This is a genomic window from Aliiglaciecola sp. NS0011-25 (genome assembly GCF_040370605.1).
Lineage (GTDB): Bacteria > Pseudomonadota > Gammaproteobacteria > Enterobacterales > Alteromonadaceae > Aliiglaciecola > Aliiglaciecola lipolytica_A.
In genome coordinates, this window is sequence record NZ_BAABWR010000030.1 from 23,073 (window position 1) to 48,433 (window position 25,361).

General features: G+C 41.8%; 17 protein-coding genes and 1 pseudogene. 6 read left to right on the forward strand and 12 right to left on the reverse strand.

Features of this window, described 5'->3' with window-relative positions; translation table 11 throughout:
• Window positions 1-142: 142 nt before the first annotated feature.
• The 4 genes from ABWV72_RS19600 to ABWV72_RS19615 all read right to left on the reverse strand — a co-directional run bounded on the left by ABWV72_RS19600 (window position 143) and on the right by ABWV72_RS19615 (window position 9,236).
• Window positions 143-3,457 (reverse strand): glycosyl hydrolase, encoded by a 3,315-nt coding sequence (locus ABWV72_RS19600; RefSeq protein WP_353372581.1) that lies wholly within the window; start codon window positions 3,455-3,457, stop codon window positions 143-145.
• A 65-nt stretch (window positions 3,458-3,522) separates the two neighbouring features.
• Entirely contained in the window at window positions 3,523-5,832 is a 2,310-nt protein-coding gene (locus tag ABWV72_RS19605) for a glycoside hydrolase family 3 N-terminal domain-containing protein (RefSeq protein WP_353372583.1), read from the reverse strand.
• 12 nt (window positions 5,833-5,844) lie between these two features.
• A complete protein-coding gene (locus ABWV72_RS19610) occupies window positions 5,845-6,753 on the reverse strand; it encodes an alpha/beta hydrolase (protein WP_353372585.1) in 909 nt (302 codons plus the stop codon).
• Between the two features lie 110 nt (window positions 6,754-6,863).
• Window positions 6,864-9,236: a TonB-dependent receptor gene (locus tag ABWV72_RS19615; RefSeq protein WP_353372587.1), complete on the reverse strand. Its 2,373-nt coding sequence runs from the start codon at window positions 9,234-9,236 to the stop codon at window positions 6,864-6,866.
• A gap of 456 nt (window positions 9,237-9,692) precedes the next feature.
• Here ABWV72_RS19615 and ABWV72_RS19620 point away from each other — a divergent pair, with 456 nt between their 5' ends.
• Entirely contained in the window at window positions 9,693-11,330 is a 1,638-nt protein-coding gene (locus ABWV72_RS19620; RefSeq protein ID WP_353372589.1) for a family 43 glycosylhydrolase, read from the forward strand.
• A gap of 248 nt (window positions 11,331-11,578) precedes the next feature.
• Window positions 11,579-13,054 carry a GH35 family beta-galactosidase gene (locus tag ABWV72_RS19625; RefSeq protein ID WP_353372591.1) on the forward strand — a complete coding sequence of 492 codons (1,476 nt, stop codon included), beginning with the start codon at window positions 11,579-11,581 and terminating at the stop codon, window positions 13,052-13,054.
• A gap of 70 nt (window positions 13,055-13,124) precedes the next feature.
• On the opposite strand, the gene ABWV72_RS19630 is transcribed toward ABWV72_RS19625, so the two are convergent.
• Window positions 13,125-14,060, reverse strand: a complete 936-nt coding sequence (locus ABWV72_RS19630) for a LysR substrate-binding domain-containing protein (protein ID WP_353372593.1) — start codon at window positions 14,058-14,060, stop codon at window positions 13,125-13,127.
• A 271-nt stretch (window positions 14,061-14,331) separates the two neighbouring features.
• Window positions 14,332-14,655, reverse strand: coding sequence for a type 2 periplasmic-binding domain-containing protein (locus tag ABWV72_RS19635; RefSeq protein WP_353372595.1), 324 nt, complete (start codon window positions 14,653-14,655; stop codon window positions 14,332-14,334).
• 831 nt (window positions 14,656-15,486) lie between these two features.
• Here ABWV72_RS19635 and ABWV72_RS19640 point away from each other — a divergent pair.
• From ABWV72_RS19640 to ABWV72_RS19650, 3 genes are read left to right on the forward strand one after another with little or no spacing between them, the layout of a single operon-like run.
• Window positions 15,487-15,777: a hypothetical protein gene (locus tag ABWV72_RS19640; RefSeq protein ID WP_353372597.1), complete on the forward strand. Its 291-nt coding sequence runs from the start codon at window positions 15,487-15,489 to the stop codon at window positions 15,775-15,777.
• Between the two features lie 46 nt (window positions 15,778-15,823).
• Complete coding sequence (locus ABWV72_RS19645; protein ID WP_353372599.1) at window positions 15,824-17,635, forward strand: hypothetical protein; 1,812 nt, start codon at window positions 15,824-15,826, stop codon at window positions 17,633-17,635.
• On the forward strand, window positions 17,635-20,745 hold the full coding sequence (locus ABWV72_RS19650; protein ID WP_353372601.1) for a tyrosine-type recombinase/integrase: 3,111 nt from the start codon (window positions 17,635-17,637) through the stop codon (window positions 20,743-20,745). Before ABWV72_RS19645 ends, ABWV72_RS19650 begins: the two co-directional genes overlap by 1 nt.
• Before the next feature lie 311 nt (window positions 20,746-21,056).
• Here ABWV72_RS19650 and ABWV72_RS19655 read toward each other — a convergent pair whose 3' ends face one another.
• Genes ABWV72_RS19655 through ABWV72_RS19675 form a run of 5 tightly spaced genes read right to left on the reverse strand, consistent with a single transcriptional unit; the run spans window position 21,057 to window position 24,383 of the window.
• Complete coding sequence (locus tag ABWV72_RS19655) at window positions 21,057-21,380, reverse strand: hypothetical protein (RefSeq protein WP_353372603.1); 324 nt, start codon at window positions 21,378-21,380, stop codon at window positions 21,057-21,059.
• Between the two features lie 17 nt (window positions 21,381-21,397).
• Window positions 21,398-21,955 carry a hypothetical protein gene (locus tag ABWV72_RS19660; RefSeq protein WP_353372605.1) on the reverse strand — a complete coding sequence of 186 codons (558 nt, stop codon included), beginning with the start codon at window positions 21,953-21,955 and terminating at the stop codon, window positions 21,398-21,400.
• 44 nt (window positions 21,956-21,999) lie between these two features.
• Complete coding sequence (locus ABWV72_RS19665) at window positions 22,000-22,929, reverse strand: TraI domain-containing protein (RefSeq protein ID WP_353372607.1); 930 nt, start codon at window positions 22,927-22,929, stop codon at window positions 22,000-22,002.
• Window positions 22,930-22,987: 58 nt separating this feature from the next.
• Window positions 22,988-24,157, reverse strand: coding sequence for an Arm DNA-binding domain-containing protein (locus ABWV72_RS19670; RefSeq protein WP_353372609.1), 1,170 nt, complete (start codon window positions 24,155-24,157; stop codon window positions 22,988-22,990).
• Window positions 24,150-24,383 (reverse strand): hypothetical protein, encoded by a 234-nt coding sequence (locus ABWV72_RS19675; RefSeq protein WP_353372611.1) that lies wholly within the window; start codon window positions 24,381-24,383, stop codon window positions 24,150-24,152. The genes ABWV72_RS19670 and ABWV72_RS19675 overlap by 8 nt, the downstream gene beginning before the upstream one ends.
• Window positions 24,384-24,500: 117 nt before the next feature.
• Here ABWV72_RS19675 and ABWV72_RS19680 point away from each other — a divergent pair, with 117 nt between their 5' ends.
• A complete protein-coding gene (locus ABWV72_RS19680) occupies window positions 24,501-24,698 on the forward strand; it encodes a helix-turn-helix domain-containing protein (protein ID WP_353372613.1) in 198 nt (65 codons plus the stop codon).
• Window positions 24,699-24,992: 294 nt separating this feature from the next.
• Here ABWV72_RS19680 and ABWV72_RS19685 read toward each other — a convergent pair.
• Window positions 24,993-25,361 (reverse strand): annotated as a pseudogene (locus ABWV72_RS19685) (TonB-dependent receptor); the annotation flags it as partial.

A 25,361-nucleotide genomic window follows, 5' to 3' on the forward strand; every position in this document is an offset into this window, starting at 1 on the left:
CAATAAAAACAAATGTTAATCAGTAGCGCGGGATGTTAACGAATATAAACAGTTTGTAAAAATGAAATCGGTAAATGTGAGGTATCAATAAATTGAATACCTCAATGCATACCTTACAAGACTATTGATAACATAAGCGGCTTTATTCACATCCCAGAGTCACATCGCCGGTCAAACCAGCCATGCGTAATGAGGCATCGGCTTGATAAACCCCTTTGGGGAATCCAGCTCGACTAAAATTATGATTGGCTTGGCTAATAAGTTGATTGGCCCAATAGTTAGCCACGCTAATTTCTATGCTATTTTCACCTGCTTGTAAGAAAGCAGTGATGTCGAGCTGGTAGGGTGGGGTCCATAAATAACCTGCCTCGCTACCATTGATTTTGACCTGAGCAATGTTGCCTACCTCAGTGATGCGTAGCATTGCAGCATTGGCACAAACTTGAGCTAAATTAAATGTACTGGAATAGGTACTAATACCACTAAATCCTTTTATCTCGCCGTTTTCGATATCAGAAATCGCAGTGAGTTTTTCTGTTGTGACGGGTGGAATAACAGCAAAACGCGGATCAAAAGAGATTATCCAAGGACCGCTTAAATTAGTAGTAGTCTTGTCTGCTAGTGGTTTTTTTACCGCCATATTTAAAGGGAAAGTATCACTATGTGGTTCACTTGAAACCAACACGAATAAGGACTGGTTAGCGGCTAGTTTAACATCAACCTCCTGTCGTGATGCCTTAATGTTCATGGGCGTCGAATGCCCATCGACTGCATCTAACAGCCATGTTTGTTTAGCGTTTGAGGGGATAGTTAGACTTACATTTAACGCGTGTTGAGCCGTATTGACCAAATAATAAAGTTGTCCCTCTGGCAGGACTCTTTGCTCTATTTGCACTTTATTATTGTCACCGCTGAGTTGCCACTGGGGAGCTAGCTTTAATTTGGTGATCGCCTGTTCTGGTAATTTTGCCGTAATGACCTGCTTAGAAGACCAAAGTTTTTTAACTAAGCGTAAAAATTCGTCTTGATCATCGTTTAAAGATGGGCTCGAACTGGGTCTTTCACCCGCGATAACTGTCCCTTTACTGACGAGTTCAGCTAATTTGTGCAAAGTATTAATTGTCATGCGCTGACTATCACCACCTAAATATAAAAATTCATAGTGAGTTCCGCTTTTTGTCAATAATCTGCCTTCGTTATCTACTTTCAATGACGATAGACCATTAGCTGAAACAAAATCATAGTCATAAGCCCTAGGGATTCCTTCTGGCGGCTCATCACCAAACAAACTCGTTACTGGTGCTTCTTCACCAATAAAATAGGCAAAAGAAGCGGCAGGATAGCCTTGCTGCAGTAAAAACTGAGTTCGGCTTAAGTAGCTGATCCACGGTTTAGCAAAGTCTGCCCACGTGTTATTTCGATTAAAATAATGCCCTAATAACGGCATCATTGACTTGCCTGGCGTGCCCTTAACGCCTTCACTTTGATGTACAGAACTGTGCAACATCAAACGATTACCGCCTGTTACAAAGGCGCGATCAGCCGCAACACGCAGTTCCTTTGGTCCCACCGTCCAAGGTTGACCAAAAGTCGTCATCGCTTCAACCGCAACAATGTTAGAACCTTGCTGCGCGGCAACCGAAGCGGCTCCTTTTATATCAGCCACATAGGTGGCTTTAGGTTCTGCATTTGGGTCGAAATACCAAAAGGCAGCCATAGGAATACTTGCTTGGGCTCTGATATCCAAATCGTTGCCCAATTGCGGACGATGGTCTTCTAAGGCTTCACTGTAATAAGTTAAACCGTTTTGCCGAGCGACATTGGCAATCGTGCCATAGTGGGCTTGGCTAAACTGTTCAGCTAGATAATGCCTAAAATCCCATAAAAAGTGGTCTGTTTGTTCGGCTGAATTAACCACCACGCCAGTTAAAGCGGGCAAGTATGGCAGAGGGTCATAATTCAGCGTGGCGGCAAAATCTTTTAGTAAGCTATCTGTCCAGTTTTGCGGGCCTGATTCAATACTGTCATTCAATAAGCCTGTTATCCCCGGATATAACTTGCCCTCATCGTCACGAAAATTTTCTAAGTAGCTCTGCATATAAGCATTAATTCGCTTGGCATCTAATTTGTCCACTTCTAAACCAGTCGCTGCCAACTGAGCAGGACCATTTTCATGACCGGTTAAGCCATAACCCAAGCGGATAATCTGCCAATTTCCTTTAGGTGCTTGCCAATGCAAAACCCCATCAGACGTCATCGAGTTGGTGATATCGATAACCTGCTGAGAAGAAACCTGTGCAGCAACTTCATTTGTCGTATCTAAGGGATAATAACGAGGTGCCGCAGCAAAACCTGCTTTTTCCTCGAATGCGTTAACAACCGCTTGGGTGTGTAGTCTTATTTCTGAAATAGCATAGGCACTGGCGTGGGTAGGAAAAGGCAACTTGTTGACTCCATCCGTATAACCAAGAGATTCTATAAATCCTGGTTTTGTGCTGCGCTTTAGATGTAGGCGAAAATAGCGACTATTAACAGGTTCAAAGGCCGCTGTTCGAGTTAGTGAACTCGTCCCCTCTAATACAGCCAGTGACTGGCAATGGTGCAAATCTTGACAGACTTGCCAATCAGCTACAGGAGGATTGGGTGTGCCGAAGCCACGTGGCCCTGGTAAACCTAGCGTTACCCCATAGGCAGTAACTGGCTCCGGAAATACCAAGTTTACTATTACTTCGCCTCTGTCATCAGTGGTGATTTTTTGCATTGGCCAATACTGGCCATCTTGCAGTGAGGAAGCCATTTCTGGATAGTCTAAAACAGAATATTTGGGTGCTGAATAAAATGCTTTACTGCTAGGTACAGCCAATACTTTGCTGTCACGATAGAAAGGGGGGATGGGATGGGATGCATGGCCAATCGCATCAACTGGAATATCTTGAAATGGGCCAACCACGCTGCTTGGACTTGGTAATGTTATTTCAATAAGCTGTCCACCAGTGACAACAATACAAGACCACACCAACTTTTTCATCGCGTCGGTGGGCTCGACCCACGGACCACCTGTAGCACTCCAACCCGGTGAGGTTGTGATTACGTAATCTAAACCTAAAGATTGCGCTTTGCCTGCGCTTTCACGCATGGCGTTGCGCCATTCATCCGAGCCAAATGCCAATGGCTGCTCAGCAGGCGCACCTAACCCAGCGTCAAAAACTTGCACCCCACCAATGCCAATTTGGGCCATCCACTCAAGATCAGCTTTGGCTTGGGCAACATTGATGTCGCCATTCATCCAATGCCACCAAACATGAGGTGCAGCACTTGCTGGTGGAGACTTAAAATCGGTGAGTAATTTATCAACATCAGCATGTGCCAGAGGCAGGTTAATAATGCCTAGAAACACCAATGGGGCAATGATGATTTTACGTCTGCTCTTTAAATAATTGCTCACTTTGTTGTGCATGATAGAGTTTAGATCCTGACAAAAATAAAATAATACTGGTTGTAAAAACACCAAGATATGCAGTGCTAAATTAAAGCAAAACTTGAACCTTCACCTGCAGTAGCAGAGGGGGCTACCCACACATCAAATAAGCCAGACTCAAGCACTGGTTTAGTATCTTGGCCAATAAAACTTAATTTGTCTGCGCCGAGCGTAAAGCTTACGTTAAGGGTTTCTCCCGCTGCCAGTTTAACCTTGCGAAAATCCACTAACTTACGTCTTGGTTGCACCACAGAAGCGGTTTGATCATGAATATATAACTGCACCACTTCTTCAATGGCTCTGTTGCCACTATTAGAAACCTGAGCACTCACGGTGATCTGGCCATTCTTAGCGACTTTATCCACTGAACAACGGGTTTCTGCGTAACTCACCTTGCCGTAGGTTAAACCATGACCAAAAGAGTAAAGTGCTTCATCAGGGATACCAGTAAAGTGAGATTTAAACATGCCGGTAGAACCATTTAAGGCAGGTCTGCCAGAGTTTTCACGAGCGTAATAGTAGGGTTGCTGGCCACTGGCAATCGGGAAGCTCATGGGCAAACGTCCTGCTGGCGAGACATCGCCGAATACCACATCGGCTACCGCATTACCCATTTCTGTTCCCAAATACCAAGTAAGTACGATGGAAGATGCATCACGTACTGCGCCTTCGAGTGCTAACGCACGTCCATTACGTAACAATACAACCACAGGTTTACCCGTGGCTGCGACTGCTTCGGCGAGTGCTACTTGTGCTGGTGGAAGGGTGATTTCGGTGCGCGAGGTTGACTCACCAGTCATTTTTTCACTTTCACCCAGCGCCAACACAACCACATCAGCGGCCTTGGCCGCTGCAACAGCTGCTTCGATTCCGCCCACAATTGGCGCTTCGATATCACTACCCGCGACTACCTTAAGCAAATTTGGATCTTGCAATACCATTCGAAACGCAACATCTACCGGTACCGAAGGTGTTTCGGCCGAGAACGGTGACCAAGCGCCATTTAGATTTTTAGTATCGGCACCAAAAGGGCCAATTAATGCGATTTTCTTACCGCTCTTAGGTAAGGGCAATAATGCATTGTCATTTTTTAGTAAAACAATGGATTTTACTGCCGATTCACGAGCAAGTTCACGATGGGCTTTAGGTAAAGGTGCGTTATTCCGTGCTTTGTTCAAGCGAATAAAGGGATCGTCAAACAAGCCCGCTTCTTGTTTAACATACAGAACCCGGCGCACTGCTTGATCAACTAAGGCCTCATCCAGTTCACCAGAGCGCACTAAATCGGGTAAGTATTTAGGGAAAATACCACTGACCATACCGATATCACAACCAGCGCTTAGGGCTAATCTAGCTGCATCGCGGTTGTCACTAGCGAAGCCATGTGCAACCAGTTCCCGTTCGCTTTCATAGTCCGACATAACGGCGCCTTTAAAGCCCATTTTATCCCGTAATATAGTGGTTAATAAATGTTTATTACCTGAGGCAGGCACGCCATCTATGGTATTAAACGAAGCCATCGTTAATATGGCTCCTGCATCAAAAGCGGCCTGAAACGGCGGAAGATAGACCTCATGTAACATGCGCTCAGTGATAGGGGAACCAGCATAATCCAAACCACTTTCGGCAGCGCCATAGGCAGCAAAGTGTTTGACACAAGCTAACATGCTATCGCTCGCACCACGCTTGTCACCCTGAAAACCACGTACTCGCGCTGCGGCGAAAAGCGAGCCTAACAAGACGTCTTCACCAGCACCTTCGACAACTCGACCCCAGCGCTGATCGCGGGCAATATCGACCATAGGTGCATAAGTCATGTCATGGCCAGCCGCACTACCTTCAATAGCAACTGCACGCGCCGTTCGTCTGGCAATCTCGGGCTCAAAACTAGCGGCTTCGGCAATAGGCACCGGAAATACGGTTCTGAAACCATGAATTAAATCAGCACCAAACATTAGGGGAATACCCAAACGACTTTCATTCACCGCGACTGTTTGTGCATTGATCAGTGAATCAAGATCCATCGGTGTGGTTAACATGCCGATATTACCTTTGCGTACATTTTCGAGCTGGACGTCCATAGCGGCTAGGGTTTTTTCAAGGGTAGTAGGTGGCATCCACGGGTTTTGCTTAGCAAAATCGGAGTCAGCCATCATGGTAGAAAGCACCGGTTCTAAGTGTAATTGACCGGCTTTTTCTTCAAGGGTCATGCGCTTGATAAGTTTGTCTATTTTGGCTGAATTACCGATGCTCGCCATGATAGGGTTTGAAGCTAAAGCGGTGACAGCTCCAACGATAGCGCTAGAAATCAAAAAACGGCGGCGCTCTAAACTAAATGTATGGTGTTGTTGCATAATATTGCTCTTTTATTCAGTAAATTTATTTATTTTTAACCAGCGCATAAATTGCTCAAGCCAATTTTCAGTAGCGGTGCCTTTAAGGCCCATTCCAAAACCGTGGCCACCATTTTGAAAAAAATGCAATTCTGTCGGTATTCTGTTCGACCTCCAGCTTTCTATAAGGCCAAAACCATCACCACCAAAAATTGGGTCATCAATTGCAAGTGCTGCAAAAAGTGGCGGAGCGCCAGCAGGCACATCAACGGCTACCATAGGTCCATAGATCAACGCCAAAAATGCGGGCATGTCTTTTTGTTCTAATTCCATTACAGCGTTTAACGACACCATTGCCCCGGCAGAAAAACCAATTAAGCCGATTTTGTCGGTGTTCACAGGCCATTGCTGTGTGTTTTTCCTGATTAAAGCAAATGCTGCTTTAGTATCTTCAACCGAAAACCGCGGTGTAGGTATATCCTCGCGAGGCTCGCCATTGATCATGGCTTGAACAATGTTAACCACAATTTTATTGTATTCTTGCAAATCCTCTGGCGATTCGTTTAGTCGGTATTTTAAAACAAACGCGGCAATACCTCGGTCTGCAAAATATTGGCCTACGGGCCAGCCTTCGTTATCAAGTGAAAGCTGCGAAAAAGCGCCACCCGGTAAAATAATAATGACTGGAAATTTTTGACCTTTAGCGCCTTTGGGAATGTATGGGGTGATCGTTGCCGTAGAGATATTGCGAGCAACCCGCTGGCCACGGTCGGAAAACCAACTCTCAACCGGCCTATTTTTTAAGGTACTAGTACCTAAATTAATCGCATTTGGTTCTGCAGGAGCCGCTGTGGGCTCCATTTTAATATGCACTGAGGCTTGGAGTGCGCTAGAGAAAAATAAGGCGGCCAAACCGAGGCAAAATATATGCTTTAATTTCATTTTTGTTCCTAAAAATGTCATATATAAGATGGAAAGGTAGCAATTAGCTAGACTCTGAAAAGCATAAAGGTCACTTAGATAAGTGACCTTTAATTACCTGGCTTAGCTAGTTAAAATTCATATTCTACGCGAACACCGATATTTCTGACTGAGTTGAAGCCCCAGGTTTGCACACCTGATCTCACGCCATATACCGCACTGTCACTGCCTTCTAAACTAATAAAGCTGGGTACTTTATTATCTGTACAGTTTTTACAAAATAGCGTCACACTCCAACCACTATCAAAAATGAGGCCGACGTTAACACCAAATTGGTCAATATTGGATATTTGCGTTTCTTCTGGAGAGCCGATAATAAGATTCATTGGATCCCGATGGTAATAACTCAACGTTGCATAACCGTATGCGTCATTACTCACATCAAAATTATAAGTTACAGAAGTAGTATTGGTTATTTTGGCAGCGGTAGGTGAGTCCAAACCAGACGCGTTGAACGTACCGTTATCACCACAATCTGCTTGCCCTGGATAACATGATGCCCCCGGATAATCGTCAAAAGTAGCATCTAGATAACTGGCGTTAAAACTAATGGTTAAGTCTTCTATCGGCATTGCAGTAATGGTAAGTTCGAGCCCCTCACTGGTTAATTGGGCTGCATTCTGTGTAATCGATTGGCCAAGAGCAGCGTCAAATGCTTGGACTTGATAATCCTTAAATTCAGATGAGAATGCCGTGGCATTAACGATTAAGCGGTTATCCAACCACATGGATTTAACACCAATTTCATAACTGTTCACCGTTTCTGGCCTGATATATATATCATTTTGAATGGGTGATGGTGTGTCAGAGAAGCCCGGACCTTTATAGCCTTTTGAATAAGACGCGTAGGCCATATTATTGGGCGAGAAACTGTATTGTAAGGCAACTTTACCACTGACATTATTAGAGGAGCCCTGTTCTGATCTCAATGCAGGCGCGCCAATCGAAGTGAAAAAGCTCAAACGTTGGAAGTTAGCGATATCAATTTCTATGTCATCTTTGGTGTATCGCAAACCCGTAGTCAGGGTCAACGCGTCGGTCAGATTAAAATCAAACTGGCCAAAAACCGCCATGCTTTCGGTTTTCATATTTGCCTGACGATCACTACCGACAAAATCATCATTACTAATTGAACAATTAGGTGGGCCACCAGGCGCTACTTCTGCTCCCACACAAAATGGGAAATTAGGTATCACAAAAGCGGGTAATCCGCCGTGTCCAGCTAACACCACATCATCATTGTACTCAGAATTGAAATAATAAAGACCAATCTGCCCCTGATAAGCCTCTTCAGTAATGGACAAGCGTAATTCATTACTGAATTGATCATAGTTCATGTGTGTTTCGTTTCGGCTTAAGTCATTAAGCGAAGTGAAATCTGCATCATAATTTTGCGCTAACTCAAAAGTTCTCCAGCCAATGATATTGGTCAGTTCTAGTTGGTCATTGATCGCGTAGTTGACTGTGGCCTGAAGGCCTTTAAGTTCTACGTCTCGATATTGCTCAGCGTTTAAGTCAGATCCATATTCCAAATTATCTTTACCTGGTGTAACACCATCTGCCGGCACTGCGTTGGTTTTACCACCATCGACTGCGACAGAACGATAAGTCTGATCGAAGTTACCTGCTGCACCGGTTTCCTTGTTGATATCACCGATAATGTAAAGTGATAGGTCTTCGCTGATTTCGTTTAGATACTTTAGTTTTACGCCATAATCATCACGCTTTTCATCAAAACGCGCGCTATCAGCTACTGGTGTAACACGTTTAGTAATAGGATCTTCCGAGGCATAATGTGCATTGACTCGTAACGCAGAAGTATCAGTGAGCGCCATATTGTATGTACCGCGGGTGATTACACTCGCGCTGTTGTCAGGGGTGGTATTGCGCAGTTGGTATTCAACATCAATTTTACCTTCGTCGATACCCAGTTGTGGACGTATGGTGCGAATATTAACTAAACCAGCAGAAGCATTTTTACCGTACAACAAACCTTGTGGGCCGTTTAATACTTCGATTTGATAAATATCATTAAACACCGGCCCAAATAGGAAACGACGGCCCAAGTTAATGTCGTCTACTGCAACAGCAACACTCGAATCAAGCGCATTTGAAAAAGCTAAAGTACCTGCGCCACGGATTGACATGGTGTTGTCTTGACCAAATTGTAAACTAGGCGCATTCAAGGTCATTTGATACACATCTGACACGTTACGACGTTCAAGATCATTAGGATTAATTGCCGTTAAGCTGACGGGTACTTCTTGCATGTTCTGCACCCGGCGCTGCGCAGTAACCTCTATAATTTCAAGTCCTTCAGACTTTTTATCCGAGGCAGTCTCAGCATCAGCACTTTGTGCTATCGCTGCTAAGGGAGACAACAGCAGTGCGGCACTGACTATTGCCGACAATTTGTTAGGGCGGAAACTAGATACTTTTTTCATATAATGCTCTCTCATGTGTCCTGTAAAACGTCTTAATATGCTTTCATGCATTTACTTGACTTGCTCAACAACGCAAGTTCTGGTTAACAACAAGATTAATTAGTATTAATGAATTGTTAAAATTGAATGTTTTGATAGCAGCCATTAACAAAATAGATACAAAGGCCGAGAGGTATCAATAAACTTAAAAGTATAATTTCAGCTATCTGATCACTTGGACTCTGGGTTTACACTTTTCTAACGTTTTATTATTGGTTTGAGTTGAGGTTATATTTCAAGAGTAAGGTCACATATATAAACGGAGCAGCGATACCGTTACAGAAAACACGTTGCTAGTCATTACTATCTACAAAATCAATGGTTACTATTAAATATATTCATTCTGACAATAGTTTAAAGTTGGTTATATTAATATTTTGTTAACACAGAGCTTTAATCTGTTACTGATAGGTATGCATGATGGACAAGAACCGTAGAAATTTTATGACTCACTCTGGCGCAGCCATAGCGCTGCTGCCTTTTGCTGCAGCCAACGCGGCACCAAGTAAAGGCGAGGCATCCTGCCAGATGAACTTACCACAGTGGTCAACGGGTTTCGAAAATCAGCGTAAAGCTTTTGTTAAAAAAGGGCAGTACCTCAACCCCATTTTGGCCGGTGATTTTCCTGATCCCACCATACTCAAAGACGGTGACGATTATTATATGACTCACTCGTCTTTTGACGCGACACCGGGGATTTTAATCTGGCATTCAAAGGATTTGGTCAATTGGCAACCAGTGTGTTCTGCCTTGGCTAAACCTCTTGGCACCGTGTTTGCGCTAGATCTAGTGAAACATAATGGACGCTATTTTATCTATATTCCCTTTATGCAAGCCCCTTGGTCAAAAGGATTTAAAAGCTTTGCGAATATCTACGTGATCTACGCTGATAATATTGCTGGGCCATGGAGTGAGCCCATTGATATGAACATATTGGGCTTGATCGACCCTGGGCACATTGTAGACGAAAGTGGACAGCGCTATTTATTGTTATCGGGCATCAATCGCATCAAGTTGAGCAGTGATGGCCTGTCTACCATTGGACCAATGGAAAAAGCCTATGCGGGCTGGCAATATCCTGATGAGTGGATCACCGAAGCCTATGCGCTCGAGGGGCCGAAATTATTTAAACGCAAAGACTGGTATTACTTAGTCAGTGCAGTGGGGGGCACAGCCGGGCCTGCAACTGGACACATGGTGATTGTTGCGCGTAGCCGCACTGTGGATGGTGAATGGACTAATTGCCCGCACAATCCCATTGTCAGAACCCAAGATGAATCAGAATATTGGTGGTCACGAGGTCATGCGACGATTTTTGAAGGGCCCAATGAAAAGTGGTACATGGTCTATCACGGCTACGAAAATGGTTTTCGTTCATTAGGCAGACAAACTCTGTTAGAACCCATAAGCTGGGATGAAAATGATTGGCCTGTTGCCTTAGGCGGCGACTTATCCCAAGCCTTACCTGCACCAGTAAACCTGCCAAATCAAGTACACGGTATTGCCCATTCTGACGACTTTTCTACGTCATCATTAGGGATGCGCTGGACGCTATTTGGTGAACCGCCAGAGGCCATAAAGCGTTTACGTTTTGCCAACAATCAACTGATCATGCAAGCGGTTGGAAGCTCACCTGTAGATTCTGCACCTTTGGTGCAAACCGTGGGCGATTTAGCTTATGAAGTATCTGTTGAAGTTGAACTCGATGCAGAAGTAGAGGCAGGGCTGTTGTTATTTTTCAACTCTAAACTGTTTATCGGAATGGGACATAGTCTAAATGGCATGACCACTTATCGTGGTGGTAAAGCTGCCTATTGGCGAGAGCCCGCACCCTTGGTAAAAAAACTGCACCTTAAGATTGTTAATGACCGACAAATTCTCACCTTCTATTACAGTCAAGATGGTAAAGAGTGGCTACGTCACGCCGTACGTAGTGAGGTGTCTGGGTATAACGCCAATACGGTTGACGATTTGCAGGGGCTAAAACCCGCATTATTCGCTAGTGGTAAAGGCTTAGCTAAATTTAACAACTTTACCTATCGCGCTCTAAGCTAAGCCCAGCTAGGAATAAGCTAACGTTTTAATCTTTTAATGTGTTGAGGAGTATTTATGTTTAGGATTTTGAGTTTTGTGTTTTTAATAGGGGCGGGGTTGATTTCTGCTTCAACGTTCGCAGAACCCTTACCCTCTGTCAAGATTGAGAATTCTGAGGCTTATTTTGTAGTTAATGATAAACCCTACATTATGCTTGGAGGGGAGTTACACAACTCCTCTGCGTCCAGTGCTGCCTACATGGCGCCTATATGGGATCATTTCAACTTAACCTTAATACGGTAGTATTGCCCGCTTATTGGGAGCTGGTTGAACCTGAAGAAGGTAAGTTTGATTTTAGTCTGATTAAAAATCATATTGATGAAGCTAAAAAGCGGGATCTAAAGTTAGTCTTCCTGTGGTTTGGTGCAATGAAAAATGCAAAATCGACTTATGCGCCAACATGGGTATTGGCCGATAAGCAAAGATTCCCCAGAGCACAGTTCAGTAGCAAGAAAGCTAGCCACGACAGTAAACTGTTACCCCTAAGTATTTTTAATCCTGAGTTACAAAAGGCAGATAGCCTTGCATTTTCGGCATTGACAGCATTTTTGGCAGATTATGATAAATCTCATACCGTTATTGCACTTCAAGTCCAAAACGAGGCTGGGATTCTGGGAGATAGCCGAGATCGTTCAGCGCTTGCAAATGCAATGTGGACTTCCGCCGTCCCTAAAAAACTCATGAATTATTTAACAGCAAATGCCAACTTGTTGAACAGCGAATTCAAAGCGCTTTGGGCTAAGTCAGGACAAAAAACTGACGGCACATGGCAGCAGGTATTTGGGACTTCAGCTTATGCAGAAAGTGTCTTTATGGCTTGGCGCGTGAGTGACTATATCAATCATATTGCAGCTGCAGGTAAAAAACATAAACGCCTACCCATGTATGCCAATGCTTGGCTGGGGCCGCAAAATCCAAATGATCAAGCTGGTGTCTACCCCTCAGGTGGCCCTGTGCCCAATGTGTTTGATATTTACAAAGCAACGGCAGATTCTATTGATTGGCTTTCTCCAGATATTTACCACGATGATTTTGATGGGTGGGCTGGTCAATATGCTCATCCAGGTAATCCTTTATTTGTGCCAGAAGCTAAATTTATTGTTGGTAACTTATTTACTACCCTTGGTAAATATAAAGGTTTTGGTTTTTCCCCATTTGGCATTGAGAATGGAATAGAAGGTAATCAAATATCCAAAGTATACGGTTTACTCAAAGGAATGCTGGACGTTGTTGTCGCTGCGCAACGAGAAGGACGAATTACTTCTGTTGTGCTTAATGAACAGGATGCCATTGAAAATATTGAGATGGGTGACTATGCAATTCAAGCTGAAAATCAAGTTGAAGCTAGGCATAAATTCTTATTAGATATAGGTGTTACGTTTAATCAATCCCCTCCACCGTCTATCCCACAAAGTCGGGGTGATATTATGGTACAACAATCGGATGTAAGACCAATGGCCTTGTTCATTCAATTAAGTAAAAAGGAGTTCTTAATACTGGGACAGAATGTCAATTTTGTTTTTAAGCACAAATCCGATAGTAGCAGCCCAGTTGAATATGCCAAGGTTGAAGAAGGCGTTTATCAGAACGGTAAGTGGATTGCGTGGCGTGTTTTGAACGGCGATGAGCGGCTTTCTTTGTTGCCAGATCATGATTTTAGAACTATTCGCATTCAATTGTTATAAAAGGGAACTTTAACATGGGCTGATTGATTTTCTAATCGCCCATGTTAAGGCATCGCCCAATTTAACAACTTTACTTATCGTGCTCCGCGTTAATCTCAAGGCTGGATAAGTTATTTTTTGCCAACATTTTTTCTCGTAGCCAGCGGTGGATTGGGTCACGCTCTAAGGTGGGGTGCCAGACTAAATGCTCACGTAATTTAGGAAAGGAGAATGGCAGCTTGAGTAGCTTAATGGGCATATGCTGAGCATGTTGCATGGCTAGTTTTCGCGGTATCAAACCCACACGCTGGGTACCAACAAGGGCGCGACTGAGTGTATTAAAATCATTCACAATCACTTCCACTTTGCGGTTATCCCGTACTTCTTCGTTTAACCAATTTCCCATATTAAATTTACTGTGACGATCAAAGCCCACTGTCACAAAACCGGTGGTGGTTAATTGTTCAGCAGAGATACTGTCGTCAAACAATGTGTTGTCCTTAGCACAGGCACAGACAAATTCATCACTAGCCAAAAATGCGGAAGAAAACCCGTCTGTCACCACCTGCTCTGGTACCACCAATAAATCCGCATTGCCCTTAGCCAATAATTCAGCACCGTGACTAAAAGGCGTTAAAAACTCAAAGGTCATGTTTGGGGCAATACTGGAGATTTCACTCAGCACATCGAGCATCAGGGTTTGGATGATGTAATCTGAGGCGATAATGCGAAAATGCCGGATGCTTTGGCTTGGGTCTTCCATGCGTTTGCCAACTATGGTCGAGCGAATAGTAGATAACACGTCACGGATCGGTTGTTGCAATTCAAGCGCATAAGGAGTCGGCTGCATTTTACGGCCTACCTGAACTAAAATATCGTCGTCAAAATAAGCGCGCAGGCGCGATAAAATACTGCTGGTGGCGGATTGCGAAAGGTTTAACTTTTCAGAAGCGCGTGTAATATTTTGCTCTTCCATTAAGATGTCTAAAGCGACCAACAAATTTAAATCAAGTTGTTCAAAGCGCATTGTTTCCCCTTATGTACTGGTCTACTTTGTTTTTACGAGCAACAGTTAAACAAACAAAGTCAGTTTGTATGTAAGTAGTATTTATAAAATCTATTATATATATTAAACCATTCAATTTTGTCAATATTATAACCAACGGTCAAAGCCGCTTTAGGCTTATTATGTAAAAGGGTAATTAAGGTTGAGTTGATTTCAACTAACTTAGGCGACACCAGTAGCTAAAAATATGGCACGTCCTGCATGTGTAGCGTTATTCAAGCAAGCATAAGGACTATTGGAACTTAGCTGCACTATCTAAAATTCTTTGCCTTAACCAACGGTGCATGGGGTCATTTTCTAAGGTTGGGTGCCACATCATGCTTTCTTTTAACTTAGGTGTTTCGAAGGGGAGTTTGATTATTTTTACCGCCTGGCTTTGCACATGCATTTCTGCAAAATGCTTGGGCAAAATACCGATTCTATTGGTGTTTAATAAGGTGTAAATCATGGTTGAAAAGTCATTGGTGATAACCTCCACTCTACGATTGGTTTCCATCGTATGAATTAACCAACGCTCTATGCTTAGATGGCTGGCTCCATCCCTAATGTAACTCATTCTCAACCCTCAAACGCCTGATTGGTTAATGGGAAAACTCATTTAGTTGATGCCGGTGACGGCACCGCAGGCCAACTAGCCAAAGTTGGTTTGAATATCAAAAAAATTGATGCAATTTTTTAAGCCACCTTTTCATTTTTAACACGATTGTTAAGCCTCCCCACTTATGCTTCCAGCATGATGTAAGCAGAAAAACTCCTTTTTAATCGTATTACAACTACGTCGAAAATCCTGGGCACTTGCTCAAGTTACATATGGGCAAAAGTCGAGATTGAATTTCCAAAAGTTCTCGCCCGATAACAACTTGTTATATAGAAGTAGATACAGTTAAAAATTAATTTACCATTTGGCAAAAAATAAGAGCTGGCGTAATAAGCATGTTATTTCGTCACTTTTTGCCATTCACGTCAATCAAACATTTTTTTAACATCACCTAGTAAATGCTTCACACAATTTTCGTTACAAACTTAAGTTTTTGTTAGTCAAGCCTACTTGAAAAAGTTTGAACCACTTAAATGAGCTTATTTAGTCTTCTTCAGTTGTTTAAAGTCTATTACCTTTTGCTAACAAGAGAATACAAACAAAGAAACTGATTTCTAGTGATGTTGAGGTTTGAATGGGCGGACACTTACATGGCATTTGATAAAATATTGTAGATAAAAAATATATTTCTGGTCAGTTAGGTGATGACAATCAAGAATTTTACGGCGCGCGTAGAGTGTTTGATATTGATGTCACTTATCAATTCTAAGATAGATTAATGCAGTAAAAATAGAGCTAGAGTTAATCGGGCTCTATTTCTTTCGTTATCAATAACCAGAGAACAAACAAATGAATGTAAGCAAATTAATTGGTTCAATGTTGCTCACTGCTGCACTGGCAAGCTCTTGTAGCTCAGTCTCAAAGAAATCATTAGCAAACACGTCAGCAATAAACCATCTCAGTAACCTATCTGGCGCTGCTCGCTGCAAGGCTATTGCGGGCTTAACCTCTGAGTTCTTTGAGCTTGAAATAAGAGAAACTAGCTATGTTGCTTCGCCGCAAGAACTCGATGTTCAGCAAAATAGACTAAGCCCAGCACAAGTGGCCACATTTACACCTTATTGTAAAATTACCGGTTAATAATGCTATTCGTCTTCTTTTCACCGATAGGTTTTGTGCAAGCTTATTGCCCGAGTTGCCGGATTTCGCTATTGATAACAGTAATCTAATTAAAAAACTTATCATCCTTAAAAACAAAGGTCGCTATGGAAGTCATCATTTAACTTCGATTATTGCCCTGTTAAAAAACTATCAAAATAAGGCGCCACGTTATTATCCCAGAAATGTAAAGCGCAAATCTGGAGGGACACCAAACCCAACAAGACCTGATTACGCGCCCATTGAGCCAGCGTACAAGAGTGATAATGATGAGGATACGCTAACCGAATTTACTACATCTCCGTCGGAAAATGACGAGAATGATATCAATATCGATGACTTGGAGCGCTTAGCCGACCAGCAATCGGCAAAGCGATTTTTTGCAATCAACTTAATTGCTCCCGATGAAGTAATGCATTCTCTATCACTGCAGAACCAGCTGGCTAAAGCTGCCGCAAACAACATTTTCAGGCGAGAAAAACAACTTACTTGTGAGTATAGGCAACTTACACAATATGAAGTCACCTGTTTGGTAGAGCACTGCATGAGCTACGTAGAGGTTGACGATAATTGCGCTTATCTTCTGACAAGTTTGTTAATTGGTAAAAATTTGGAAGAGATTAAATACAACAATGGCTCACTTGTTATTAAAGATAGTGGTCCATTTAAAAACCATCCCGTCTGGTTATATAAACCGAACTTACCTGAGCATAAAGTTAATGAACCTCTTGAAATTTTGCTAAAACGATCTGTTGGGAAAGTGATAATGAGCCTACCGCAACAACTAACTCAGGCCTTATCCAGATTGCCAATAACCCCTTTGGACTTAATTCAAATTGAAGATTCAGTTCAACTTATTATCGATGCAATTAATAAGGAAAAGCATACTAGGCTGACACTTCCGCGAATCATCAACTACCTTTCTTATTTCATGAACAACCATGGGGTTGATGCAACGGAAATCGCCTTGTTATTAGGGAAGAGCATTCAGCAAGAGCCGGGGTGCTCATATTACCAAGTCAACGTGGGACAGTTACTTCAACTTCATCAAAGATTCGTAAAAGATGTGTTGGAAAATGCAAATCAATTGTTTGTAAATGAGATAAATCAACCAACTGAGATAACAGTCGGCAGTCAGCTACAAGTCAAATCTGAAATGTTGGTAAAGATGTTTGCGCTACTTCACGACCGTTTATCAGCACTTAGAAATATGAAATGGAGCGCCCTTGAGGAGTTTCATAATCTTTACACCATATATATCCTAAACCTGCTTAACCTATCCACCGGACACAGACCTGTTAGACATCCCTATGAAACTATAGACTGTTTTGATCTCAATGCTGGTACTTTGTATATATCCGATAAAGAGAGCAGGAGTTCACTGTCCGCCAGGGTTATCGCCTTGCCGCAGCTTGCTATTGAGCAGTTATCCTTTTATCACGCGCACCTTACCAATATCGTCTCATACATCACAAACATTAAAATCGAAACAGGTAAACAAATTCAAAATGCACTCATAGCCGAGGGTCCGCTATTTTTCTTTTTAAACGACCTGAATTTTAAGGCTGTTACGCCGGCAAATTTTGACGCTTATAGTAGTGATATTTTGCCCTTAAAACTAAATTGGCATCGACACTTCATGCGCACCTGGCTACGTAAAAACGGTATCCATGGCCATCTTGTAGATGGGTGGATGGGACATATCAATAGTGGTGGAGATGCGCTTGGCAGATACAGTGGAATTTGCATGGCTGACTTGAAAGACATCGCAACGGTAATTAATACTCTTCTGGATGATGAACTCAAGATAAAAGCGCAAGCTCCCTGGAGCTCTCAATAATGACGAAAGCACAAGAAATTAAAACGTTATTTGGCGCCAAAGAGCGAGCTCACAAAAGAAGAAAACACCAACAAGCAATAGAAAAGCATATTCACTATCTCATTGCCGATTTGTTACCAGAGTTAACTAAATCGCATGTCATTATAAGTTCGGATCGTTACAAAAGGCAGATAGTTAAGTTATTACGAAAAATCGAAGTCGATAACTCATCGATGAATGATCTTAGAATCGCCCGAAATTACCTCGCCAAATTTATTAACGATGGCAATAAAGATGAAAAATGGTTATTGGCTGTCCCCCCTTATATCCACAGGGTTCAAAGAGAAAAACCATTAAGGACTGAAAAATGGTTTAAACTCAGCAAATCATTAAATCAATGGGTGACACAATGGTTTGATGCGTTACAAAAAAGAGGTGCTACTGAAAAGCCACTTACATCTGAGCAAGTACTCGCTAATACTTTAATCTCGGCTGCCTTTTTTGGAGGCTTGTGCATTGCTGAAGCGCTTGCTGCGCTAAGAAAACAATTACTCGAAGAAAATAAACCGCTCACTCAAACGGTAGAAACTATTTGGATCGACTTAACATTTGACTCAAAAGCTCAGGCGCATAATGCGTTTATTAACGATCAGTCCGTCACCTTACGTCGTTGGTATCCTGACAATTTAACGCTTGCCTGGATAAATCACTTTCTAAACCTCAGAAACACAGTGAAAACAGAAGACGTACCAACAGCCTGGCACTTGGTCAGGCAGCAGCTTACGGATATAGATCAGTCTTGCAGAAAGATCGTAAAAAGTTTGCAGCAGTTTGCTGAGTGTGCGGTCGGCGTCACGGAGCAGATAGAAGGGGTAAGATTAAATCAAGCAATGGTCCAATACCTGATTGGAAAAATTCCCTCAGCCTCACTACCACACATTAACCATAATATACTTTTTGAACAGCCTTCTTTCTCGGCCATCAACAATGTCCAAGATGAGTTAACTAGAATTCCTGCTGCAAACGGGCTATCTCAATCCCGTAACCACATAGCACTGGCAAGCAATTATGAACGCGTTGTTACAATGATCAGAGCTTGTCTATCACCTAAACAAAACGGCTCAAATAAAAATACACCTAAAGCCGCCATAGCTCAGCTTCAAAAATTAGAGCCAAACCAATATCCCAAACAGCTATCAACGCTTATCGAGTGGTTTATCAGTTTACTCGCCGAAAACAAAAAGGTTTCTACCGTTTCACGCTATTTCTCCGCAATTGGTAAACCATGGCTGGCGGCTACGGCAACTATCGATATAGACGACTTGGACTCCCAAGATTTTGAGTTCCTTTACCGCGATATTTTAGATTCCCAACTCAGTGAAAAAAACCGCCGTTATATGGCTGGCAGATTTAATCAATTTCATTTATATCTTAGCCGCAATCATGATCTGCCGGTGTTAACAAGCTCTTTAGATGGTACTAGCTCACACAGTCGCCCATTTATTCGCTCTGGCTTTATACCTGAGCAAGCATTTACGGCCTTTATACAATCCATTGAAAAAAAGCCTGTCACTCATCGAAAAAAGCAATCACTTCAGTGCCTGTATATCATCGCATTTCGTTGTGGGCTCAGGCGTGGTGAATTGCTAAAGCTCAGACTCCAAGACGTCGAGTCTTCATCTGAGCGCTGGTTATTTATTCGCAACAACAGGTATGGCAATAACAAATCCTCTAGTGCTTTGAGAAAAGTTCCGCTGTCAGTACTTATGACAATGGAAGAAGCCAAGCTTTTTGAAAATTACTTAGCTTATAAAAGAGCGCTTGATAATAGCAGCCAGGCCCTGCTATTTTCTCAAGAGCAAAGTGCTCATATTCCATTAGATGGTAACTACGTCAGCACATTAGCAAAAACGCTATTATCACAAATTACCGATTTCCCTTTTATCTTTCATCACCTTCGTCATACCGCACTCTCAAGGCTTCAAATATTATTGGAAGATGATAATGAATTAATAAAAGAGATCATCAGCTACCCTGAAGAGCAAATTAAGAAAATCAAAAAAACGCTAGGTGGTTTTGATAACCATGAAGTTAAGCGTGACATATACTGGGCGTTAGCTGGCTTTGCCGGGCATTTGACACCTGAAACAACTTTTAGCAATTACCTGCACTTTACCGATTGCATAGTAGCTAATAAATTAAAAGGCGCTCAACACACTATACCTATTAATTTATTCAAACAAATTTCAGGCCTTTCAAGCAATATAATCACCCGCACAATAGGTGATAAAGCTCTGACAGAAAATCCCGTAGACATCAATTTATTTGCAAATACCCTGTATAAGCGGCTTGAAAAATATTGCCAAAAAACTTGTCCTCCCGAAACTAAATTGGACGATTCAGACAATACCCAAAATGATAATGCTGTTTATCTACGCCCCCGACATTCACCAAACCCCAAAGTATGTCTTTCTGTGCTACAGGCCGCCGAACAGAAAGCTACTATGCACGAGTTGGTGCTTAGATTTAACCTTGAAGAAGAACTCATCAACCGATGGCTAACTAAAGCAAAAGACATCGCTAAGCTGATGACGTCAAAGAATAAATCTCGGATATTTTCTCGGTACAGAGCCGGAACACCAATAGGTGAAGCTTTAGCCCCGTCAACTCCTCAATCTAATGAGGAATTGCAAGAAGCAGACTTAGCTATTGATAAACTCAGATCTCTGTATAAGGAGAACAAAAGTAAGATTAATCGGAGTATCAATTATTTTATAAACAATACCAACACCTCAAAACCCGGTATTCTTTTTTTATCCCCTGAAGAGCTAGATCTCTACCTTGGCATTTTAGTTCAGGTCTTCCCGAAAAACCGTTGGCGATTGAAATTGTCGCCTGTAAAGAACAGAGATGCTTCCGAGTTACTTAAACAATGGAAATCAAAAAGTCACAACATTCCTATCGCAATAGATACCAGCACGGTGCTTGGAAAAAACAAGTATCCCGAAGGGCGATTAACGGTAACTCTATCACACCCGTCAGAAGGTGAGTTCAAAAAAGAATACAAGGTTAGCCAGTATAGTACTAACGTACTTACTTATATATTTCATTTGCTCTGGATAATGATTTGATAATCAAATAGTTTATCTTACAGATGAATATTCACTTGAATAAAGTGTGTAGTAGGGTAAATAGGTTGAGTTCCGGTTTGTTGTGCGAGGAATGTAACAAAGGCGTTGAATTGTGCAGGGGGGAATTGAATTTAAAAATCACACTGTTAATTCAAATTTTTATCATTGGTAAATCCAACACTATTTTCAATCAACCCTTTAATTTCTTGCTCATAGGTAGATATAAGGCTGCAAGCCGCTAAAAACTCTTTTGATTGCATGTATAACAGCATACCGTCACGAACATTTTTGTCGAATAAGCTATTATTCAGCTATTCAAAGCCTTTGACCAAGTATTTAACAGCTAATGCATGTGAAATTATAGGGCCGTGCTGGTAGTTACGTTTGGATAGTGACCGCCCAAGTCTCAGCATAGAAATTGGGCAGCCACAGTGCGAAAAGTATTGCAGGATCGCTTGACTAGTACCGTCTACTGCAGGTTCAATTTGATGACCTTTAAAATGCGCTTCATACCAAAACACGTAAGTGCCATCCGTTAATTCCATTTGATATTGAAACTCTTCATCCAGCATATTTGATATGTCATCATTTACAATTCCTTCGAACTTACAATCGAAGTGCTCAAGAAAGTTCATAATTTGTTACTCCTAACTTAACCTTGCTTATTGGCGGTAATTTCAAACGAGGAGTCGAAAACAGCTAATCGTCCACGATATTCAGCATTTTCTATTAGTAGCTTGGCATTTTGTTCTGCTAGTTGCTGGTTTTCCTGCTGTAGGTCGTCTAGTTCATTTTCTAGTTTGGTAACTGACTTATCGGCACTCTTTTCACTCTCGACATATTGTTCAAGTTTTTGAGCGTGTGTTTTTTCTAATGTCTTCAAGCGTTTTTCGAAAAGCTGCTGGCTATGAACATAAGCTTCAATAGTTAATTGCTCTAATGCGTCTGTAACCTTTTTCATAAGCGAAACAGCATTTGATGAATAGCTTTCTGGTAATGCGTCCAACGTAATCGCTGATGGCTGTTCTTGCAAAAATTTACTCTCACGCTTTTGTACAAAAGTTTCCCAGATCGACTTTATTCTTAGTAACCCACCTCTGTAGCCAAGATGGGCGCGTATACTTCCAGGGTTTGCTTTCTTTCCAGTATTTTCAATTTCCAAGCCCGCTTGGATAATTGACTTTTCAGAAACTTCAGGGTGTCTAGCCATTGTTAATCTCCAATGTTTAATTTAATTACTTTAATTACGTGAATTTAAACAAATGATAGTGTTCTAATGCGTTTGTCCATGTCGGGAAATACTGGTAGAAAATGCTCTCTGTCTGCAGCTCTAGCACTATAGCCATCCACTTTTTGCAGATGTCTGGCTACGCGTGTTTTCGGGTGAAACCCAAACCTTGCTTTCGGCGAATAGCAAGTCCAAGCGTGCCTTAGCATGTTAGAAATATGTGGTGATGAAAGCTCTAGATCTTTTAATGCATTGGCACAAATTTCTAGCGTTAATTGCTGGTGATCTACCAGCCGGCCAATAGCTGTTAAAGTGCCATCAGGAGTGTAGGTTTTGGTTTTTCCAATATCGTGTAATAGTGAGGAAACAACTGCTATATCTTTTTCAAGTGGGCTGAGCTCTTGAACGCCAGAAATATCCCATACCATTTCAACCGAATGTTCTATTAACCCACCCGGATAGGCATGGTGATGGCTAATACTGGCGGGACATTGCAGGTACTGGATGCCAATATCTTCTTGCAGCAACACATTGGTTAAAAAACATTTTAATAGCGGATTTTGAATACGACCAACAAAAACAAGAAACGCATCAAACACTTCTGGCTTTGGGCATTTTTCTCGCGGTAAAGAAGCTAAATCAAGTCCTTGAGTTTGATTTTTGCCAAGTGGCTGGATGTTCTTACATAAATAGTAAGCACTGCCCATATTTTGTTTAAGTGCTGCTTCAACATGAATGAGTGAATCAGGACGCAAGTCAATTTGCATTAGCTCCTCATTGCAGCAAAATACCTTCATCTCTGTTGAAGCATCAGCAATAGTCAGCACTTTACATGCTTGACCATGTGAATCGACTCTGCAAACAACGCTGATTAAGTAGTACCTACCTGCAAAGCGTTTAAAATTAAATACATCGATTAACAACGGTTGTAATGATTCTGTTCTTAATGCTTTCATATCAGTCTCCAATAACGCAGAAGTTGGTGTCTTGAACTTGGGGTGTTGAACTACAGGGCTATTTCTTTCTCACTATTTTGCTGAAAAGGTTGTTAGCCTCTGAACCATCTTGTCTCGTCAAGTTGGGTACATAGCGGCTGTAAACCCGAAATAGCATTTCAGTATTGGCATGCCCCATTTGGTTTGCTATCCATTCAACCGCTTCACCTGATGCAAGCCAAAGGGTGGCTGCTGTGTGACGCATTTGATAAGGGTTCCGTTTTTCTAACCCTAAATGCTTAAGCAGTGGATACCATACGCGCTTAGTGACCTTGTTGTGGTCAAGTGGCTTACCTACTTGGTTTACAAATACATAGGTATTTTGATAGGTGCGGTGTTTCATACTTTGGAGGGCTTGAAAAACGGGCTCACTCATTTGAATATCACGCTGGCTAAAATGGGTTTTCGTGTAGGCAGCTTCTCTCATGACAATGGATTCACGCACTTGAATGACGTGATTTTCAAAATCAACGTACTTCCATTTCAAGCCATCTACCTCACCAGTTCGCATTCCAGTAAAAAAGCGCACGGTAAAATAGTCCCGAAAGTCTTCTCGTACGTTTTCCAGAATCAGGTTGATCTCCTCGGGAGTAAAAGGCTTGATATCTGTTTTCTGCACCTTGAGAGGTTTAATACCTTGAAAGGCGGTTGTGAACTCATACCTCTCACCAGCTTCATTTAAAATCATTCGTACAATTTTTATATGGCGGTTAATATGAGAAGGAGATAATGGCTTACCGTCTTTTTGAACAATCCCTGCAAGGTTGCCTCGAAATTGCAGTAAATTTGCTTTTTTAATTTCATTTACTGGTTTATTACCAAATTCAGGTATAAGACGGTTAAAGACAATATTACTGACCGTGCCAACGTAGCTTTTACTCCAAGCAACTTTCATTTCGTCAAACCATTGTTTTGCAAAGATCTCAAATAATGGACAAGTTTCAGCATTTGATTCGATTGCTTGTTCGACTTTTTTAAATTTTGCTAGCAACTTGCTATTTGGAAATGTCTTTTCATAGTCGAAACATCCAAGCAAAATTTCTGCTTGAATCCTTTCCAGTGTTTTTTCCATAAGCTTTCGGTTTGAAGGAGTATCAGTAAGCTCCGTTTGCTCTCGACAGCGAATATTTCGATAACGAAAATCGAAATAGAGTTTCCCTGTTTCTTTTCGCACATTAAAACTAGCCATGAGTAATACCTCCGCTGCTCATAGGGATAGCCATTGAGTGACAAGAAAATTGCTTCATGTCTGTTTGAATGGCTTCCCATACATACAAGATCTTTCGCCCACCAAATGGGCGGATGTAGTGCTTGCCCTCTATTAACACAGAGTCTTTTAAACGTTCTCGTATGGTACGTACGTCATATTTGATCAGCTTGGCTAATTCAGAGGTTGTCAGATAAGTCTGAGTCATACATAATCTCCTAAAGCTAGAAAGAGCTAAAATGATGCTCTAGAGAAACAATATGACACTCACAAGATACTTGTCAAGTATTTTTGTGTCTTTAAAGAATCATAATGGTGCTTAAAAGTGGTAAAATGTAACCTTTCGGTGCTAATGGGCGCGAAAAAAATTAAAATAGCTGATGTGGTACGAGATACGGGAATTAATCGCAGTACAGTTACTCGCCTGTATCATGAGACAACGACACGAATTGATTTTGAAACTTTAGAAACGCTTTGTGTTTACCTAGAATGTGAAGTTGGGGATTTAATTAAAGTCGTATGACTTTTCAATAATTCAATGTGTGTTTTAGGTAAATTGTAATAAAGCTAGTTAGGTGAATAGACTTTGTTGTTCATCTAATGGCTAAGCTGCATTTGTTCGTCAGCTTTAACATAAGTATAAAAGTCTGAACCTCAGTTGACAGTTATATTTTAAATAACTGTTTTGAGGTAAAGATTATGAATATTAAAGCTCAACGTGATATTTCTCGTAAATTAAAAGCTTTTGAACATGCTAAGAAAATGCCGGTGCCGTAGCGCTATGCTTTGACACCGGCTTGCCGGATAAAGCCAAAGCCTAGAAGGTAGCGCGCACACCTAGTGTATAGCGAGTTCCAGTATATTGCACTCGACTTAAACGCTCTTTAACATCAACATATTCATACAATCTTTCATTGGTTAAATTTATTGCTTCTAAGGACAAGGTAATACTGTCAGAAATATCGTAAGAGAAGCTAGCGTCAAGTTGACCATATGCTTCAACATGCTCAGGTAAACCTCCGCTTCGAGTACCTGATCTTTGCAGCAAAAAATCGTCACGCCAGTTATAAGCAACTCGAGCTTGCACGGCATCTTTTTCATAAAAAGCGATAATGTTGTAAGACGTCTTAGAGAAGCCTTCTAATGCTACACCGGGATCTTTTATACCATCAATTTTTACAGGGTT